We start from the raw sequence: 15,888 nt of genomic DNA, 5'->3' as shown, positions 1-15,888 counted from the left end.
GGCCCGTGTCCTGGACCCGCGGGCGGCTCGGCCCCTGAGAAAGGAACCCCCCACATGAGCACTTCCCTGACATCCCGCCGCGCCTTCCTGGGCGGATCGCTCCTCTTCGTCGGCGGCATGGCACTCTCCGCGTGCGGCAAGGGCGACGCCGTCAAGGCCGGCGCCAAGGTCACGCTGGAGCAGTGGTACCACGCCTACGGCGAGGCCGGCACCCAGCAGGCGGTGATCCGGTACGCCAAGGAGTACACCAAGGCCAACCCGGACGTCGCCATCAAGGTCAACTGGATCGCGGGCGACTACTCGGCGAAGCTCCACTCGACGCTGCTCACCCCGCAGGCGCCCGACCTGTTCGAGATCGGCGACTTCCAGTACGTCGACGTCAAGAACGGCCTGCTGGCTCCGCTCGACGACATCGTCAAGGGGCAGGAGGCCGAGTACTCCAAGGCGTCGCTGGAGTCCGCCACGGCCGACGGCAAGCTCCACGGCCTGAAGATGATGGACGACGCGATGGTCCTCTACTACCGCAAGAGCGTCCTGGAGAAGGCCGCCGTCGCACCGCCCCAGACCTTCGCCGAGCTGGCCGCCGCCGCCATGAAGCTCACCAGCCGGGAGCAGAAGGGCCTGTTCGTCGGCTCCGACGGCATCGGCAACGCCGCGTACCTGTTGCTGTGGTCCAACGGCGGCGACCTGCTCGACCCCGAGGGCAGGAAGGTCGTCTTCAACTCGCCCGAGGGCGTCGCCGCGATATCCGGGCTCAAGCAGTTGCATGACGGCAAGTCGCTGCTGCTGGACTTCACCACCGACTGGTACGACCCGGGCGCCTTCATCCAGGGCGCCGCCGCCATGCAGTGGTGCGGTCTGTGGGCCATGCCCGCCATCAAGAAGGCGCTCGGTGACGACTTCGGCGTCCTCGCGTGGCCGAAGTTCGGCGACTCGGGCCGGGCGGTCTCCCGCATCGGCGGCTGGTTCGCGGCCGTGAACGCCAAGGGCGAGCATGTCGAAGAGGCCAAGAAGTTCGTCGAGTGGCTCTGGATCAAGCAGGCGGAGCTGCAGAAGGACTGGTGCGTCAGCTACGGGTTCCACGTGCCGTCGCGCAAGAGTGTCGCGGCGCGGACCACCGAGTTCACCTCCGGCCCGGCGAAGGACGCCGCCGACATCCTGGCGAACACCGGCAAGGCCTACCCGAACCTGTGGAACACCGCCATGGACTCCGCGTTCGCGCAGGCCGTCCTGAAGATCGCCAAGAGCGGGGGCGACGCCAAGTCACTGCTCGACGAGGCCGCGGCCAAGGCCCAGGCCGAGCTCGACAAGCAGCTGGCCTGAGCATGGCGGACACCGTCACGGCCAGGCAGGCGACGGCCACCCGCCCGGCCGGGGTGCGGCCCGGCCGGCGCGGACGACGGACCGACTGGAAGGCCGTGGGCGCGTTCACCCTGCTGACCGCGCCCATGGTCGTCGGCCTCGGCCTGTTCAAGTACACCGCCATCGGCTGGAGCTTCCTGCTCAGTTTCAGCGAGGCGCGCGGCACCGTCGACCTCGGATCCTGGGTCGGCTTCGACAACTACGCGTTCCTGCTGGAGGACGAGGCGTTCCGGTCCTCGATGACCGGGATCGTCCTGTTCACGATCTTCATCGTGCCGGTGACGTTCGGCATGTCGCTCGGGCTCGCGGTGCTGCTGCACGGCGTACGCCGGGGCCGGGCCTTCTTCCGCACCGGCTTCCTCCTCCCGGCCGCCGTCTCCTACGTCGTCGCCGCGCTGGTCTGGAAGATGAGCCTGTTCAACGGCCTGCCGTCCGGCGTCGCCAACACCATCGGCGGGCTGTTCGGCTGGGACGTCCAGTCCTGGATCGCCGGCACCGACCCGCCCCTGTACTGGATCGTGATCATCACCTTGCGCCTGTGGCTTCAGGTCGGCCTCTACATGATCCTGTTCCTGGCGGGCCTCCAGGCCATCCCGGTCCACTTGTACGAGGCGGCCTCCCTGGACGGTGCGTCCCGACGGGCACAGTTCCGGCACATCACCCTGCCGATGCTCCGCAACACGTCGGTGGCGATCCTGATGCTGATCCTCATCGCCGCGTTCCAGGCCTTCGACGAGTTCTACAACGTGTTCATGACCACCACCGGCAACGCCACCGCACCCGTACGGCCGCCGCTGGTGTTCCTGTACGACACCGCGCTCAAGGGCCAGGACTACGGCGTGGGCTCGGCGGGCGCGTTCATGCTGACGCTGCTCATCGTCCTGGTGACCCTCCTGCAGGGACGCCTCGTCGGATTCGGGCGGAAGGACTGACCATGCGCGAGACCACGCGCGGGACTCCCGCGACGATCCTGACCTACCTGGTCGTCGGCGTCGCCGCCCTGCTGTTCCTCGCGCCCTTCTACGTCATGCTGCGCGCCGCGCTGATGACCGGGACGCAGGTCACCGACCCGGACTGGCGCTGGCTGCCCGACCCGTTCACCCTGCAGGGCTTCACGGACCTGTTCGACGACCCGTCGGTGCCGATGGCGGGCGCGCTCGGGAACTCCTTCGTCATCGCGATCGTCACCGCGCCCGTCTCCACCCTGCTCGGCTCGATGGCCGGCTACGCCCTGGCCCGCATCTCGGTGCCCGGCCGCGGCGTGGTCATGTCCTTCATCGTCGTCACGCTGATGATCCCCGCCTCGGCCACGTTCGTGCCCACGTTCGTGCTGGTCAGCGCGATGGGCGGGGTCGACACCCTCTGGGGCGTCATCGTCCCCGGCCTGTTCAACGCGTTCTCGGTGCTGCTGTTCCGCAACTTCTACCTGAAGTTCCCGCAGGAGATCGAGGAGGCGGGCCGCCTGGACGGCCTCGGCCACCTGGGCGTGTACTGGCGGCTCGCGCTGCCCAACTCGGGGGCCCTGCTCGCCTCGCTGGGCGCACTCGCGTTCATCGAGAGCTGGAACGCCTTCCTCTGGCCCCTCGTCATCGGCCAGGACCCGGAGTCGTGGACCGCCCAGATCGCGCTGTCCACGTTCCTGACCTCGCAGTCGATCAACCTCCCCGCGCTCTTCGCCGGCGCCGTCGTCACGGTACTCCCGCTGGTCGCGGTCTTCCTGTTCGCGCAGCGCTACATCGTCCAGGGCATCGCCGCCACCGGAATGAAGGACTGAGCACATGAGTTTCACCGACCGCCTGGGCGGCCTCGGCTTCGGCGGCGACTACAACCCCGAGCAGTGGCCGGACGAGGTCCGGGCCGAGGACGTGCGCCTCATGACCGAGGCCGGCGTCAACCTGGTCACCGTCGGCGTCTTCGGATGGGCGCGGGTCGAGCCCGCGCCCGACAAATACGACTTCTCGTACTTCGACGCGGTGATGGATGAACTGGCGGCTGCCGGGGTGACCGTGGACCTCGCCACCATGACCGCCTCCCCGCCACCCTGGCTGGCCACGGAACACCCGGAGATCCTGCCGGTCACCCAGTCGGGCACCGTCCTCGCGCCCGGCGGCCGCCAGCACTACTGCCCGTCCAGCCCCGTCTACCGCGACCGGGCCGCCAAGCTGGTCGAGGCGCTCGCGACGCACTACCAGGGCCACCCCGCCCTCGGCTTCTGGCACGTCGGCAACGAGTACGGCTGCCACGTCGCCGAGTGCTTCTGCGAGGAGTCCGCCCGCGACTTCCGCCGCTGGCTGCGCCGGCGATACGGCGACGTCGAAGCGCTGAACGCGGCCTGGTGCACCGACTTCTGGTCCCAGCGCTACACCTCGTTCGACCAGATCCTGCCCCCCAGGCTCGCGCCCACGTACGCCAACCCGGCCCAGCAACTCGACTTCAAGAGCTTCAGCAACGAGGCGCTGCGCGCCTGCTTCGAGATCGAAGCGGCGATCCTGCGACGGGTCACCCCGGATGTGCCCGTTTTGACCAACTTCCTCGCCCACCACAAACCGGTGGACCTGCACTCCTGGGCCGACCGGATGGACATCGTGGGGCTCGACAGCTACCCCGACCCGTTCTGTCCGCGCTCGCACGTGGCGGCGGGCCTCGCCTACGATCTCGCGCGCGGCGCGCACGGCGGCGACCCCTGGTACCTGGTCGAACAGGCGCCGTCGGCGGTCAACTGGCGGCGGCGCAACGGCGTCAAGGAGCCCGGCCTGATGCGCCTGTGGAGCTGGCAGGCCATCGCGCACGGCGCCGACGCCGTCCTCTTCTTCCAGTGGCGGCAGTCACGCGGCGGCGCGGAGAAGTTCCACTCCGCGATGGTGCCGCACGCGGGTCCGGACACCCGGGTGCACCGGGAGGTCGCCGCCCTGGGCGCCGAACTGGCCGCCGTGCCGGAACTGGCCGGGACGCGCGTCGCCAACGACGTGGCCGTGCTGTTCGACTGGAACAGCTGGTGGGCGCTCGAACTGGACTCCCGGCCGTCCGACGGGCTGAAGGCCGTCGACCGGGCGCTGGACCACTACGGCCCGCTGTTCGACCTCGGCGTGGGCGTGGACGTGCTGCCGCCCGGCGCCGACCTCACCCCGTACAGACTGGTCGTGGTCCCCAACCTCTACCTCCTCACCGACGAGCACGCGCACGGACTGGCCGGTTACGTCTCGGCCGGAGGCCACCTGCTGGTGTCGTTCTTCACCTCCGTGGTGGACGGCAACGACCGGGTCCACCCCGGCGGCTGCCCGGGGCCGCTCCGCGAGGCGCTCGGCCTGCGCGTCGAGGAGTTCCGGCCCGCCGCCGAGGGCGAGGTGTTCCTCCTCGGGGACGGCACCGCCGACCTGTGGCGAGAGGACGTACGCGTCGAGGGCGCGGACGTCCTGCTGGCCTTCCCCGACGGCACGCCCGCGGTGACCAGGAACAGGTTCGGCACGGGCACGGCCCGTTACGTCACCACCCGCCCCGACGAGAAGATCATGCGCGCGGTCCTCGCCGAGGCGCTCGCCGAGGCCGGCGCCGAGCCGGTGCTCCGCGGGCTGCCCGACGGCGTGCAGGCCGCGGCGCGCACCGGAGGGGGCGCGGAGTTCCTGCTGCTGCTCAACCACACCGACGAGGCCCGCACGGTCGATCTGCCCCACCCGCTCCACCACCTGCTCGCCCCCGGGCGTCCCGAGGTCGAGCAGGTCACCCTCCACCCCCGCGACGTCGCGGTTCTCGCGCGTCACTCCCGATCTGAGGTGTCTTGATGCGATCAGGAGCGCTCCTGACGGTTCTCGCCACCGCCCTGGGCGGCCTGGCCGTGGTCTCCCCTCCCGCGGCCGCCGGCGAGCCGACCCCCTTGGCGGCGTCCTGGGAAGGACCGCTCAGCACCCGCGGCCGCTACATCGTGGACTCCACCGGCAAGCGGTTCAAACTGCAGTCGGGCAACTGGCACGGCGCCAGCGGCACCTGGACCGGCAGCGGCGACGACGAGGACCCGGCGAACAACTACGCCTCGGAGACCTCTCACCGCGTCCCGCTCGGCCTGGACCGGGCGCCGATGAGCAAGCTGATCGCGGACTTCCACACGCTCGGCGTCAACAGCATCCGCCTGCCGTTCTCCAACGAGATGCTCACCGACGCGCGGCCCGTCACCGACGCGGGCGTGGCCGCCAACCCGCAGCTGCGCGGCCTCACTCCTCTTCAGGTCTACGACAAGGTCGTCGAGGCGCTCACCGCCGACGGGTTCGCCGTCATACTCAACAACCACACGACCACCACCCGCTGGTGCTGCGGCCTCGACGGCAACGAACGGTGGAACAGCAGCCAGACCACCCAGAAATGGCTCGACGACTGGGTCTTCATGGCGCGGCGGTACCGGGCCAACAAGCGGGTCGTCGGCGCCGACCTGCGCAACGAGGTACGCCGCGACACCTGGGACAACCCCAACTGGGGCTGGGGCGACGACCACGACTGGGCCGCCGCCGCGCAGCGGGCCGGTGACCGCATCCTCACCGAGGCCAACCCCGACATGCTCGTCATGATCGAGGGCATCAACTGGTCAGGCATCCCGGCCGACGGCATCTGGCATGACAGGCCGCTGCTCAAACCGGTCGCGACGCTCTCGCAGACGCTCGTCCGCTCGCACAAGCTCGTCTACGCCGCGCACTTCTACGGCTACACCGGCCCCCGGCACACCGGCGCGGACGGACCGGGCGAGACCCACGACGCCAGATACCGGGACCTGAGCCGCGCCGACCTCTTCACCGCCATGCGCGACACCGCCACCTACGTGGCGACCACCCCGGACCGGCACTTCACCGCCCCCGTCTGGATCAGCGAGTTCGGCGTCGGCAAGGTCGCCACCGACAAGGACAAGGCCTGGTTCGCCAACATGGTCGACTTCCTCATCGAGGACGACGTCGACTTCGCGTACTGGCCGGTGGTCGGCTTCCAGGAGAACGACCAGGGCAACACCTGGGGCCTCGTCCGCTACGCCGCCGACGGCGGCCTGCGCGCCGTGTCCGACGCCGACGACTGGCGGGGGGCGCACTGGCGCCGCCTGATCGCCGCCACCGGGCACACCGGGCAGGTGGCGCCCGTCCGTACCTGGTCCATGCTGCAGGCCGTCCACACCGACGCGAACCAGTCCGCGCGGATGCGCGCCCGTGGCGACTGGGACTCCGGCGCCCGCAAGCTGTCCTGCCCGGACGACCAGCGCCTGATCGGCATCAGTCAGAAGGGCCGGGGCGGCCTGTGCACGGACGCCGGAGCGGCGAGCCTGTGGCAGTCAGGCGACCCCAAGGTGGTGAAGAGTGAGAACGTCACGACCGACTGGGCGACCGGCTTCACCAAGTACCAGTGCCCCACCGGCCAGTTCATGATCGGCTACAGCCTGCGCGGGGACAAGGTGTCGGCGATCCTCTGCGCGCCCGGCAGGAGCCCGCTGGCCGGCGCCGGCCGGACCCTGTGGGACGACAGAGGCGACAGCCGCCCCGCGTCCGGCGAGGGCGGCGACTACGCCTCCGGCTACTACAAGGCGCAGTGCGCCTCCGACGAGTACGCCGCCGGAATCGCCTTCTCCAACGCGATCGGCCGCTACGGCACCCCCGACGCCCTGTACTGCCGCACGCTCTGAAAGGCCTCCACCTCCTTGTCCGTTCTTCCCCCGTCCCTGCGGGCGGCGCTGGCCCGGCCGGCGCCGCCCGGGGGGCTCGACTCGATCCGGCACGTCGTGTTCTTCATGCAGGAGAACCGCTCCTTCGACCACTACTTCGGGACGCTGCGCGGAGTACGCGGATTCGGCGACCGCAACGCCGTCACGCTGCGAAACGGCCGGCCGGTGTTCGAGCAGTCCGGCGTCCTCCCCTACCCCGTACGCGCGGGCACGGGTGACCGGGACCTGACCGAAGGCGACCTCCAATACGTCGAGGGCGTCGACCACGAGTGGGACACGGGGCAGCGGACCCGGGGCGACGGCTGGCACGACGGCTGGATCGCGGGCAAGGGAGCGGGCGCGATGGTCCACTTCGACCGTCGTGACCTGCCGTTCCAGTTCGAGCTGGCCGACGCCTTCACCCTGTGCGACGCCTATCACTGCTCGATGTTCGGGCCGACGACCCCCAACCGCCTCTACCACTGGTCAGGAACCGCCGGGCACGAGCCGTCCGGGCGGCGCACCACGGCGAACGACGCCTGCGCGGAGGACACCCACCCCGGCTACACCCACACCTCCTACCCCGAGCGGCTGACGGCGGCGGGCAAGACCTGGCGGGTCTACCAGGAGTGGGACAACTACCAGTGCAACGCGCTGGACTTCTTCGCGTCCTTCAAGAGGGTCGCGCGTCAGGCCCTGGCCCACACGCCCTTCCGCAGCCTGCACTCCTTCTACGCATCGATCGCCACGCTGCCCGAACCGGAGCGTGAGGAGATGCTCGCGGCGCTGGAGAAGGGAGTCGCGCGACTCGCCCCGGCGGACCTGGACGCCTACCGGCGCGGACTGTCCAGGGTCGCGCCCGGACGGCTCGCCGCGTCCTTCCGCGCCGACGTGGCGCGGGGAAGGCTTCCGCAGGTCTCCTACATCGTCGCGCCGGAGGCGTACTCCGAGCACCCCGACCCGTCCAGCCCCGCGCACGGCGCCGGGCTCGTCCGCGAGATCCTGGACGCCCTCGCCTCCCACCCGGCGGTCTGGGAACGGACGGCGCTGTTCCTCACCTTCGACGAGAACGACGGGTTCTACGACCACGTTCCGCCGCCGCTGCCGCCGGAAGGCACCGAGCACGAGTTCATCGACGGGCTCCCCATCGGGCTCGGCTACCGGGTGCCGATGACGGTCGTGTCGCCGTGGACCGCCGGAGGACACGTCTGCTCCGAGGTGTTCGACCACACGTCCACGATCCGGTTCGTGGAACGCTGGCTGGGGGTCGCCGAACCCAACATCAGCTCGTGGCGACGGCGCGTGGCCGGCGACCTCACCTCGGCGTTCGACTTCCGCCCCACCGCTCCCTCCGTGCCGACGGCCGTGCCGGGGCCGGACAGCGGCACAGCCCCGGCTGTCCCCCCGTTCCGGGTGCGCTGGCCGGCGACTCCCCCCGCGCGAGGACGGCTCGCCGCGCAAGAACACGGAACGCGGCCCGCCCGGCCGCTGCCCTACCGGCCGGAGGCGTCCGCCGTCCTGGCGGACGACGCCATCATCGTCACCATGAGCGACGTCGGGGATCGAGGCAGCCATCTCGCGCTCTACCCGTACGCCGGGGAATTCGCGTCCCCCCGCCATTTCGACGTGCTCGGCACGGAATCCGTCACCGTGCCCGCCGGGGCGGACGGATACCGGCTGACCCTCACCGGCCCGAACGGGTTCCGGCGCGAATTCGCCGGCTCCCGCACCGGCTCCGCCGCCCGGGTGGCGGTCTCCTCCAGCGGTGCGGGCCACCGGCTCTCGGTGACGATCGCCAACCCCGGACCGGCGCCGTTGACGTTCGCACTCGAAGCGCTCGCCTACGGCTCCGGCCGGCGCGAGGTGCTCGTCGCGGCCGGGGAGCGGACGGTCCTCGACTGGGACACCGCGTCCGGCTGGTACGACCTGCGGCTGACCGTCGCCGAGGACCCGTCCTTCCACCGGCGCGTGATGGGCCACCTCGAGAACGGCCGTGCCGGCGTCTCCGGCTGACGTCCTCGTTCCGGGGTTCATCAAGTTCTCCGCCGCGCGTGGTGCTGCTCGCGGGCGCGCTCCACGCCGTGTGGACGCGCTCGCCGAGGCGGTGCCCGACCGGCACGCCGCCTTCGGCGTCATCGGGATCACCAGGTCGCTGACCTGCCTCCCCCTGCTGCCCTTCGTGGCCCTCCGGCGTTCGCGGTGACGGCGGCCGTACTGACCGGGACCACCATCGCGGCGTACACGTCGAGTTCCAGATCCTCGCCGACCACCACGGCACGGCCTCGGTGCGGCGCAGGCACCAGAAGCTCATCGAGGAAGCGTCCTCTCCCGCGCTCGACGCGACGCTGCGGGACCAGATGGGCGAAACGGCGCTGCGCGGCGCCAAGGCCATGGGGCACGTCGGGGCGGGCACGATGGAGTTCCTGCTGGACGACGGCGGGACGCTTCTGGTTCATGGAGGTGCACGCGCGCATCCAGGTCGAGCACCCGGTCACCGAGACGGTCACCGGCGGACTTCGCGCCGACGCCCGGCAGGCTGACCGTGTGCGACCTGCCCGGCGGGCCCGGGGTTCGGGTGGACTCGCACTGCTCGGCGGGCACCGACATCCCGCCGTACGACGACTCGGCTACCTGCGCTGGCGCCGGCATCTGCCGGACGGGTCGCGGGTGCAGCCGATCCAGCTTCCCGGCAGGGAGAACAGGATCGCCGAGCCGCCCGCCTTCGATCCGGCGCCGCTCGCCGCCGCGCTGACCACCGGCGACCGCGCGGTGGAGCGCGATGCCGGACGCCCGGTTGTTCGGGACGGCCGTCGAGCTGGGCGGCGTGCCCGCGGCGGTGGCCGATCACGAGGCGCTGCGCGCGCGGGTCACCAGGGTGCCGCGCGCCGGCCTGGAGTGGCCGGCCCGGTACCGGCTGCCACGTCCCGAGCCGCTGCCGGTGGTGGCGCTCGCGGGCAGCCGCGACCCGCTGGCGGGCCCGGAGGTCGTGCGGCGCTGGGCTCGCCTGTCGTCCGAGGCGTCGCGGCCGCACGTCGTGGACGGCGGCCACCTGTTCCACCTGGACAACCCCTCGGCAGTGACGTCCCTGATCGCGGACCGGCTGGGGTGAACCAGGTCAGATCGGCAGGAAGGCTCCGCTGCGCTTCACCGTACGCATCACCGGGGCCGTCTCCAGCGAGGTGATCGCGTCGAGGACGCCGATCCGCTCGACCAGGTACCGGTAGAAGGCGCGGTTGTCGCGGCAGGTCACGGCGGCGACGAGATTCGTGGGGCCGGTCGTGACCGCCACGAAGCCGGCTTCGGGGTGCTGGGCCAGCGTCTCGGCCACGGGCACGAGCTGGGACGGGCGCACCGACATCCACAGCCGCGCCTCCGCCTTGTGGCCGAGCGCGGCCGGAGCGATGTCCACGGTGTAGGCCAGGACGCCCGCCCGGCTGAGACGGGCCAGGCGACGGCGCACCGCGGGCTCCTGCAGCCCGCTCGCCGCCGCCAGTTCGACCAGACCGGTGCGCCCGTCCACGGACAGCGCCGCGAGCAGGCGCTCGTCGGCGGGCCCCAGCGTGACACCGTCGGGTTCGGGGGCCGGCTCGGGGGCGGGCGGGCGGAGCTGCTCGACCTGGTCCGGGGACAGGCGGTCGCCGCCGGACCAGTTTCCCGGCCGCATGAACCCGTGCAGCATCGCGTGCGCGCTCACGCCGAGCACCCAGTGGGTGCGCGGCAGCTTCTCCAGCAGGAGCGTGTCACGTTCACCCTCCGTGCGCAGCTGGACGAAGCAGGAGATCTCCGTGCCGCCGGACATCACGTGCACCCAGTAGGTGTCGGGGCGGCGGGCCAGCGCGGTCGCGATGGACGTGGCCGCGTCGGGCGTGCAGCGCAGGCGGATGGTCCACGACATGTAGCCGAGTGCCACGCCGTTGACGGCACCCACCACCCGAAGCACCCCGGACGAGCGCAGGCGCCGGTACCGGCGGGCGACCGTCGTCTCGGACACGCCGAGCACCTGGCCGATCCGGCTGAACGAGGCCCTGCCGTCGATCTCCAGGGCATGCGCGAGCTTGCGGTCGAGCTCGTCGAGGATGATGGATTCCATGCGGGAACCCTAGCCCGATGCAGGATAACGACGATATCTCTCCGGTGACTGACGGGAGTGAGCGGCCCGCCCCGAGGATCGTGACGGCACCGACTCACGAGATCTGGGAGGCATCGGCAATGCGCAGGTGGTGGCCACTCACGGCGGTCTGCCTCGGTTCGTTCATGTTGATCGTCGACACGACGGTGGTCACCGTGGCACTGCCCGACATAGCGGGCGACGTCCACGCCTCGCTCGGCGCGATGCAGTGGGTCATGAACATCTACACGCTCGCGCTCGGCGTGCTGACCCTGAGCGCGGGCTCCATCGGCGACCTGTTCGGGCACCGCGCCGTCTACGCCGGCTCGGTCGCGCTGTTCGCCCTCGCCTCGCTGGCCTGCGGACTGGCCGCGAACGAGAGCGTGCTCATCGCCGCGCGAGGCGTGCAGGGGATCGGCGGCGCGGCCATGTTCGTCACCAGCGTCGCGCTGCTGGGCACCCATTACAGCGACAAGGCGCGCGGCGTGGCGATCGGCGTGTGGAGCGCCGTCGTCGGCGCGGCGGCGGCCGTCGGCCCCGTCTTCGGCGGACTCCTCATCCAGTACCTGGGCTGGCGCGCGATCTTCTTCATCAACCTGCCGCTCAGCCTCGTCACGCTGGCACTGACGCTCGCGTTCGTGACCGCCACGCCGCGCCGGGCGGGCGCCACCGTCGACGGGCCGGGAATCCTGGCCTTCGGAGTCTGCTCGGGGCTGCTCACGTACGCGCTGATCTCGGCCGGGGACGAGGGCTTCGCCCGGGCACAGGTGATCGTCCTGCTCGCGGCGTCGGCCGTCGCGCTGGTGGCCTTCGTCCTCATCGAACGCCGCCGCCGGCAGCCCATGCTGGACCTCGGCCTGTTCCGCAGCCGGTCCTTCAGCAGCCTGATGTTCTGCGTCACTGCGTCGGCCTGGGCCTTCGCCTGCCTGGTGTTCACCTCGGTCTGGCTGCAGTCGCTGCTCGGCCTGTCACCGCTGCAGTCGGGCGCGGTGCTGCTGCCGCTGGCGGTCACGTCGTTCCTGGTCTCGACGTTCGTGGGCCGGGTGCTGCACAAGGTCTCGCCCCGGGTGACGATCGGGCTCAGCCTGTTCCTCCTCGCCGTGGGCTCCGCCCTGGTGTCGCTCATGCTGCGGCCCGACTCCGGCTGGCAGGCGCTGCTGCCCGGCCTGGCGATCATCGGCGCGGGCGTGGGCATCGGCATCCCCGCCGGCGGCGCGGCCGTGCTCGCCTCGGTGCCGCCCGAGCGGGCCGGGATGGGCTCGGGGACCATGGCCTCCTTCCGCCAGCTCGGGCAGTCTCTCGGCGTGGCGGTGCTCGGCCTGGTCTTCCAGGCGGGCTCCGGGGCCTGGGGCGGGGGCGGGATCGGCGCGAGCGTGGAGAGCGTCGCGAAGGGCGTGCGCCCTATCGAGCTGGTCCAGGCCGGGGCGAGCGGCCTGAGCCGGGTGTACGTGGTCTCCGCGGTGGTCGCGGCCGTGGGCTTCGTGCTGGCGGTGTCGTTCATCCGCAAGCCGCCGGCCGTCGCCCCGGCCGAGCCGGTTCCCGCGGCTTCGGCCAAGTGACGTCATGCGGCGTCGTACGGTACCGCTGCCCGGCCGCCGTCAGCCGGCCGGCCCGTACTCCTGCGACTGTTCCAGGACGAACTGCCGCACCAGTTCGAGCAGCTTGACGTGCGACCTGATCGGGGCCCGCGTCCCCACCGGCAGCAGAAGGCCCATGTCGGACAGCCGTGAGAGAGCCTCATGCGCCATGTCGAGGTCCACGCCGATCAGAGCGGCCGCGCTCGCGACGGAGAACAGCGAGGTCACGCCATGGCTGAGGGTCGTCCCGCGCGGCCGGGCAGCAGCGGCCTGATCTGCCGCCCGCTGTCGACGTTGTCGGCGACGATCAGGGCCTGGCGGTCGGCGCTGGGCGACGACGTGGATCGGACGACGCGCGCTGGATCATGGGCCGCGTGATCGACGCCACCGGCGGCATGAACCTGGGGCTGTCCATCTGATCAGCCGCCCAGACGAGAGGCCGCCCGCCCGCCACCCGCCGCCGGAGAATGTTGGATTTTCCAATGACTGGAAGTTCCACGTATATTGGCGGCCATGGATGATCAGCAGCTGAACGAGCAGCTCCACGACTGCCTGTTCGCGATCCGTGCCCAGGTGCACGCCGAGCTCAAGGAGCTGGCCCGGGAAGCGGGGCTGACCGACACTCAGACGGATGCGCTGTGGAGGCTGAGCCGCGGGCCGGAGATGACCGCGCGCCGGCTGGCCGACCGCCTGCAGTGCGACGCCTCGACCGCCACCTCGATGATCGACCGGCTGGAGAGACGCGGCCTGGTCCGCCGGGTGCCCCACCCCACCGACCGCCGCGTGAAAGTCATCCAGCTCACCCCCGAGGGATGCGCGCTGCGTGATCGCGTCATCCAGCACACCACCGAGCGCTCGCCCTTCGCCCGCCTCGACCACGAGAGCAGGCTGCGCCTGCACGAGCTTCTCCGTCAGGCGATCGACGGCACCCACTCGGCAGACGAGGCCGCCGACGTCGTGGCCATCCCGGAAGGGGAACGGCGATGAGCAGCAAGACCGTGGTCATCACGGGCGGAGCCTCCGGCCTGGGCCTGGTGATGGCACGCCACCTGGTCGAGGCGGGGCACGGCGTCGTCCTCGTCGGCCGGGACGCGACGCGCACCCGGCACGCCGCGGAACGCCTGCGCGGCCCGCGCTCCTCGGACCGTGAAGCAGTGCCGCCGAGGACGTTCACCGCCGATCTGGAACAGTGGTCGCAGGTGCGGGCACTGGCCGCGGAACTGGCCGCCGGCAGCCGCCCCGTGGACGTCCTCGTCAACAACGCAGGGGCAGCCTTCCCCCGCTACGAGCAGACGGCGGACGGCGCGGAACGCACCTACGCGCTCAACCACCACGCTCCGTTCCTGCTCACTCACGCCTTGCTGGCCGAAGGAGCGCTCGCACCCCAGGCGCGGATCATCAACATGTCGTCGTTCGTGGAGAAGCGCGGCAGGCTCGACGCCGCCGATCCGGACGTCGCCGGGACATCGTGGGGCGACCGTTTCTACAACCAGATCAACGTCTACGCGACGAGCAAGCTCGTCAGCCTCCTGGCGGCGCGAGAGCTCGCACACCGCCTGCCCGACGGCATGAGCGTTTACAACGCCAATCCCGGCATGGTGAAGGGCACCGCGATGAACAGCAACGCCGGCGGGCTGATGCGGCTGACCGCCCCGCTGTTCCGACCGTTCGCCGTCACCCCGGACGAAGGGGTGCGGACCCCTGTCTGGCTCGCCACCGCCTCGCCGGCGCCACGCCCCAGTGGCGGCTTCTTCAGCGAGTCCCAGCCGGACACCCCTTCGCGCCTGGCTCTGAACGACACCCTCGCCGGCGCCGTCTACACCAGGACCGCGGCCCTCCTCGGGGTGGCGCCCCTCACGAGGTGAGACCGTCCGGCCCTCCGGCACACCCCGCGAACTACGAGCGCGCCCCGCTCGCCGCCGCGTTCCAGCGCCACGGCGGGACGTCGGTGCTGGAGAGGGTCTGCCCGCCGGAGGCCGCCGCGTACAGCTGTTCCAGGACGGTGTTGGCGGCGAGCCCGGCCGCGCCGGTGATCGACCCGCGTTCCTTCAGCGTCGAGGGCACGATCGGTGGCGCCGGCCGTACCGTGCACAGGGCTTCGACGTGCCGGCGGAGCGGCTCCAGGAAGGTGTCGCCGGCGCGCGCGTTGCCGCCTCCGACCACCACGATCTCGGGGTCGATCGCGAGCACGAGCGCGGCGATGCCGATCGCGATCTCCCTGCTGAACCGGTCGACCGCCTGCACGGCCGGCGCCTCGCCGTCGGCCGCGGCGGCGAACACCTCCTCGCGGTTGAGCCGCCGCCCGTCGGCGAGCCGCACGTCGTGCAGGAACTCCTGGGCGTGCTCCCACCCGAGGTGGGGCAGCGCGCCGATCTCGCCGGCGGCGCCGTTCGCGCCGCGCACGACCATGCCGTTCAGGACGAGCCCCGCTCCCGTGCGGTTGCCCGAGTGCACGTAGACCACCGAGGTCGCGTCGGTGGCGCTGCCCTTCCACGCCTCGGCGAACGCGGCGAGGTTCGAGTCGTTCTCCACCGCGATCGGGCACTCGAAGTGCGGTTCCAGCGCGGCACGCACGCTGAAGCCGGCCCAGCCTTCCGCCCCCTTGGTGATGACGTCCTGGTAGACCACGGCGGGCACGGCCACGCCCGCCGCCCACACCTCGGCCCGCTTCCTGCCCTGCTCGGCGAGCAGCCCATCGACGACCTTCACCGCGGCGGCGACGAGGTCGCCGGGGGTCTCGGAGACGGACGAGGCGACCGACCCCGCGGTCAGCACCTCGCCGTTCAGGTCGGCGATCTCGGCCCTGGTGGTGTGCAGGCCGATGTCGATGCCGATGACGACCGCGGCCTCGGCGCGGAAGCGGTAGCGGCTGGCGGGCCGGCCGGCGCCGGTCGGGGCCAGCGGCTCGACCGGGGCGGCCCAGCCGAGCGTGACGAGGTTGGCGACGACGGAGTCGGCGGCGGTCTTGGAGAGCCCCGTGGCCTGGGCGATCATCGGAATGGTGAGCGGCTCCTGCCGGATCGCCTCGATCACGGCCAGGGAGTTCAGACGCCGTAGCCGCGACTGGTCTCCTGCGCGGCGCAGCGGGCTCTTTTCACGTCCGATCAGCACACTCATCCACAACCCTCTCGTTGCCGCCGGCGTCGGGTGACGCGCGGAGTGCCGTCACATCT

Annotated in this window: 14 protein-coding genes and 1 pseudogene; 12 read left to right on the top strand and 3 right to left on the bottom strand. The window is 71.5% G+C overall.

Features of this window, described 5'->3' with window-relative positions:
• The first annotated feature begins 54 nt into the window (after positions 1 to 54).
• From BMX74_RS39930 to BMX74_RS46150, 8 genes and pseudogenes are all read left to right on the top strand, one after another.
• Positions 55 to 1,323, top strand: coding sequence for an ABC transporter substrate-binding protein (locus BMX74_RS39930; protein ID WP_055502034.1), 1,269 nt, complete (start codon positions 55 to 57; stop codon positions 1,321 to 1,323).
• Between the two features lie 2 nt (positions 1,324 to 1,325).
• Positions 1,326 to 2,294 carry a carbohydrate ABC transporter permease gene (locus BMX74_RS39925; protein WP_091105619.1) on the top strand — a complete coding sequence of 323 codons (969 nt, stop codon included), beginning with the start codon at positions 1,326 to 1,328 and terminating at the stop codon, positions 2,292 to 2,294.
• A gap of 2 nt (positions 2,295 to 2,296) precedes the next feature.
• Positions 2,297 to 3,136: a carbohydrate ABC transporter permease gene (locus BMX74_RS39920; protein ID WP_091105618.1), complete on the top strand. Its 840-nt coding sequence runs from the start codon at positions 2,297 to 2,299 to the stop codon at positions 3,134 to 3,136.
• 4 nt (positions 3,137 to 3,140) lie between these two features.
• The gene (locus BMX74_RS39915) at positions 3,141 to 5,141 is read left to right on the top strand and encodes a beta-galactosidase (protein WP_091105616.1); all 2,001 of its coding nucleotides are present in this window, start codon (positions 3,141 to 3,143) and stop codon (positions 5,139 to 5,141) included.
• Entirely contained in the window at positions 5,141 to 7,012 is a 1,872-nt protein-coding gene (locus BMX74_RS39910; protein WP_091105615.1) for a glycoside hydrolase family 5 protein, read from the top strand. The genes BMX74_RS39915 and BMX74_RS39910 overlap by 1 nt, the downstream gene beginning before the upstream one ends.
• A gap of 15 nt (positions 7,013 to 7,027) precedes the next feature.
• A complete protein-coding gene (locus BMX74_RS39905) occupies positions 7,028 to 9,043 on the top strand; it encodes a phosphocholine-specific phospholipase C (RefSeq protein WP_091105613.1) in 2,016 nt (671 codons plus the stop codon).
• A gap of 272 nt (positions 9,044 to 9,315) precedes the next feature.
• Positions 9,316 to 9,405 (top strand): annotated as a pseudogene (locus tag BMX74_RS46815) (hypothetical protein); the annotation flags it as partial.
• Between the two features lie 404 nt (positions 9,406 to 9,809).
• A complete protein-coding gene (locus BMX74_RS46150) occupies positions 9,810 to 10,139 on the top strand; it encodes a thioesterase II family protein (protein WP_143078928.1) in 330 nt (109 codons plus the stop codon).
• A gap of 6 nt (positions 10,140 to 10,145) precedes the next feature.
• On the opposite strand, the gene BMX74_RS39895 is transcribed toward BMX74_RS46150, so the two are convergent.
• A complete protein-coding gene (locus BMX74_RS39895) occupies positions 10,146 to 11,120 on the bottom strand; it encodes an Lrp/AsnC family transcriptional regulator (RefSeq protein WP_091105610.1) in 975 nt (324 codons plus the stop codon).
• A 17-nt stretch (positions 11,121 to 11,137) separates the two neighbouring features.
• Between BMX74_RS39895 and BMX74_RS39890 the strand changes: the two genes are divergently transcribed.
• Positions 11,138 to 12,697 carry a DHA2 family efflux MFS transporter permease subunit gene (locus tag BMX74_RS39890; RefSeq protein ID WP_091105609.1) on the top strand — a complete coding sequence of 520 codons (1,560 nt, stop codon included), beginning with the start codon at positions 11,138 to 11,140 and terminating at the stop codon, positions 12,695 to 12,697.
• 39 nt (positions 12,698 to 12,736) lie between these two features.
• On the opposite strand, the gene BMX74_RS39885 is transcribed toward BMX74_RS39890, so the two are convergent.
• Entirely contained in the window at positions 12,737 to 12,943 is a 207-nt protein-coding gene (locus BMX74_RS39885; protein ID WP_055502043.1) for a hypothetical protein, read from the bottom strand.
• A gap of 3 nt (positions 12,944 to 12,946) precedes the next feature.
• Between BMX74_RS39885 and BMX74_RS45240 the strand changes: the two genes are divergently transcribed.
• The 3 genes from BMX74_RS45240 (at position 12,947) to BMX74_RS39875 (ending at position 14,580) form a co-directional block, all read left to right on the top strand.
• The gene (locus tag BMX74_RS45240; protein WP_218154215.1) at positions 12,947 to 13,093 is read left to right on the top strand and encodes a hypothetical protein; all 147 of its coding nucleotides are present in this window, start codon (positions 12,947 to 12,949) and stop codon (positions 13,091 to 13,093) included.
• A 135-nt stretch (positions 13,094 to 13,228) separates the two neighbouring features.
• Positions 13,229 to 13,702, top strand: coding sequence for a MarR family winged helix-turn-helix transcriptional regulator (locus tag BMX74_RS39880; protein WP_091105607.1), 474 nt, complete (start codon positions 13,229 to 13,231; stop codon positions 13,700 to 13,702).
• On the top strand, positions 13,699 to 14,580 hold the full coding sequence (locus tag BMX74_RS39875) for an SDR family NAD(P)-dependent oxidoreductase (RefSeq protein WP_055502046.1): 882 nt from the start codon (positions 13,699 to 13,701) through the stop codon (positions 14,578 to 14,580). Before BMX74_RS39880 ends, BMX74_RS39875 begins: the two co-directional genes overlap by 4 nt.
• Before the next feature lie 31 nt (positions 14,581 to 14,611).
• Here the strand turns inward: BMX74_RS39875 and BMX74_RS39870 are convergent, their stop codons facing one another.
• Positions 14,612 to 15,832, bottom strand: a complete 1,221-nt coding sequence (locus BMX74_RS39870; RefSeq protein ID WP_091105606.1) for an ROK family protein — start codon at positions 15,830 to 15,832, stop codon at positions 14,612 to 14,614.
• Between the last annotated feature and the right edge of the window lie 56 nt (positions 15,833 to 15,888).

This window comes from Nonomuraea pusilla (assembly GCF_900109355.1).
In the GTDB taxonomy this organism is placed as follows: Bacteria; Actinomycetota; Actinomycetes; order Streptosporangiales; family Streptosporangiaceae; genus Nonomuraea; species Nonomuraea pusilla.
This window is presented reverse-complemented; position numbering and strand designations above follow the sequence as displayed.

What these genes read in the sequence shown, in the direction of transcription:
- BMX74_RS39910 (WP_091105615.1), top strand. Translation starts at nt 5,141, where the DNA reads ATGCGATCAGGAGCGCTCCTGACGGTTCTCGCCACCGCCCTGGGCGGC.
- BMX74_RS46150 (WP_143078928.1), top strand. Translation starts at nt 9,810, where the DNA reads ATGCCGGACGCCCGGTTGTTCGGGACGGCCGTCGAGCTGGGCGGCGTG.
- BMX74_RS39880 (WP_091105607.1), top strand. Translation starts at nt 13,229, where the DNA reads ATGGATGATCAGCAGCTGAACGAGCAGCTCCACGACTGCCTGTTCGCG.
- BMX74_RS45240 (WP_218154215.1), top strand. Translation starts at nt 12,947, where the DNA reads ATGGCTGAGGGTCGTCCCGCGCGGCCGGGCAGCAGCGGCCTGATCTGC.
- BMX74_RS39870 (WP_091105606.1), bottom strand. Translation starts at nt 15,832, where the DNA reads ATGAGTGTGCTGATCGGACGTGAAAAGAGCCCGCTGCGCCGCGCAGGA.
- BMX74_RS39890 (WP_091105609.1), top strand. Translation starts at nt 11,138, where the DNA reads ATGCAGGATAACGACGATATCTCTCCGGTGACTGACGGGAGTGAGCGG.
- BMX74_RS39895 (WP_091105610.1), bottom strand. Translation starts at nt 11,120, where the DNA reads ATGGAATCCATCATCCTCGACGAGCTCGACCGCAAGCTCGCGCATGCC.
- BMX74_RS39925 (WP_091105619.1), top strand. Translation starts at nt 1,326, where the DNA reads ATGGCGGACACCGTCACGGCCAGGCAGGCGACGGCCACCCGCCCGGCC.
- BMX74_RS39920 (WP_091105618.1), top strand. Translation starts at nt 2,297, where the DNA reads ATGCGCGAGACCACGCGCGGGACTCCCGCGACGATCCTGACCTACCTG.
- BMX74_RS39930 (WP_055502034.1), top strand. Translation starts at nt 55, where the DNA reads ATGAGCACTTCCCTGACATCCCGCCGCGCCTTCCTGGGCGGATCGCTC.
- BMX74_RS39915 (WP_091105616.1), top strand. Translation starts at nt 3,141, where the DNA reads ATGAGTTTCACCGACCGCCTGGGCGGCCTCGGCTTCGGCGGCGACTAC.
- BMX74_RS39875 (WP_055502046.1), top strand. Translation starts at nt 13,699, where the DNA reads ATGAGCAGCAAGACCGTGGTCATCACGGGCGGAGCCTCCGGCCTGGGC.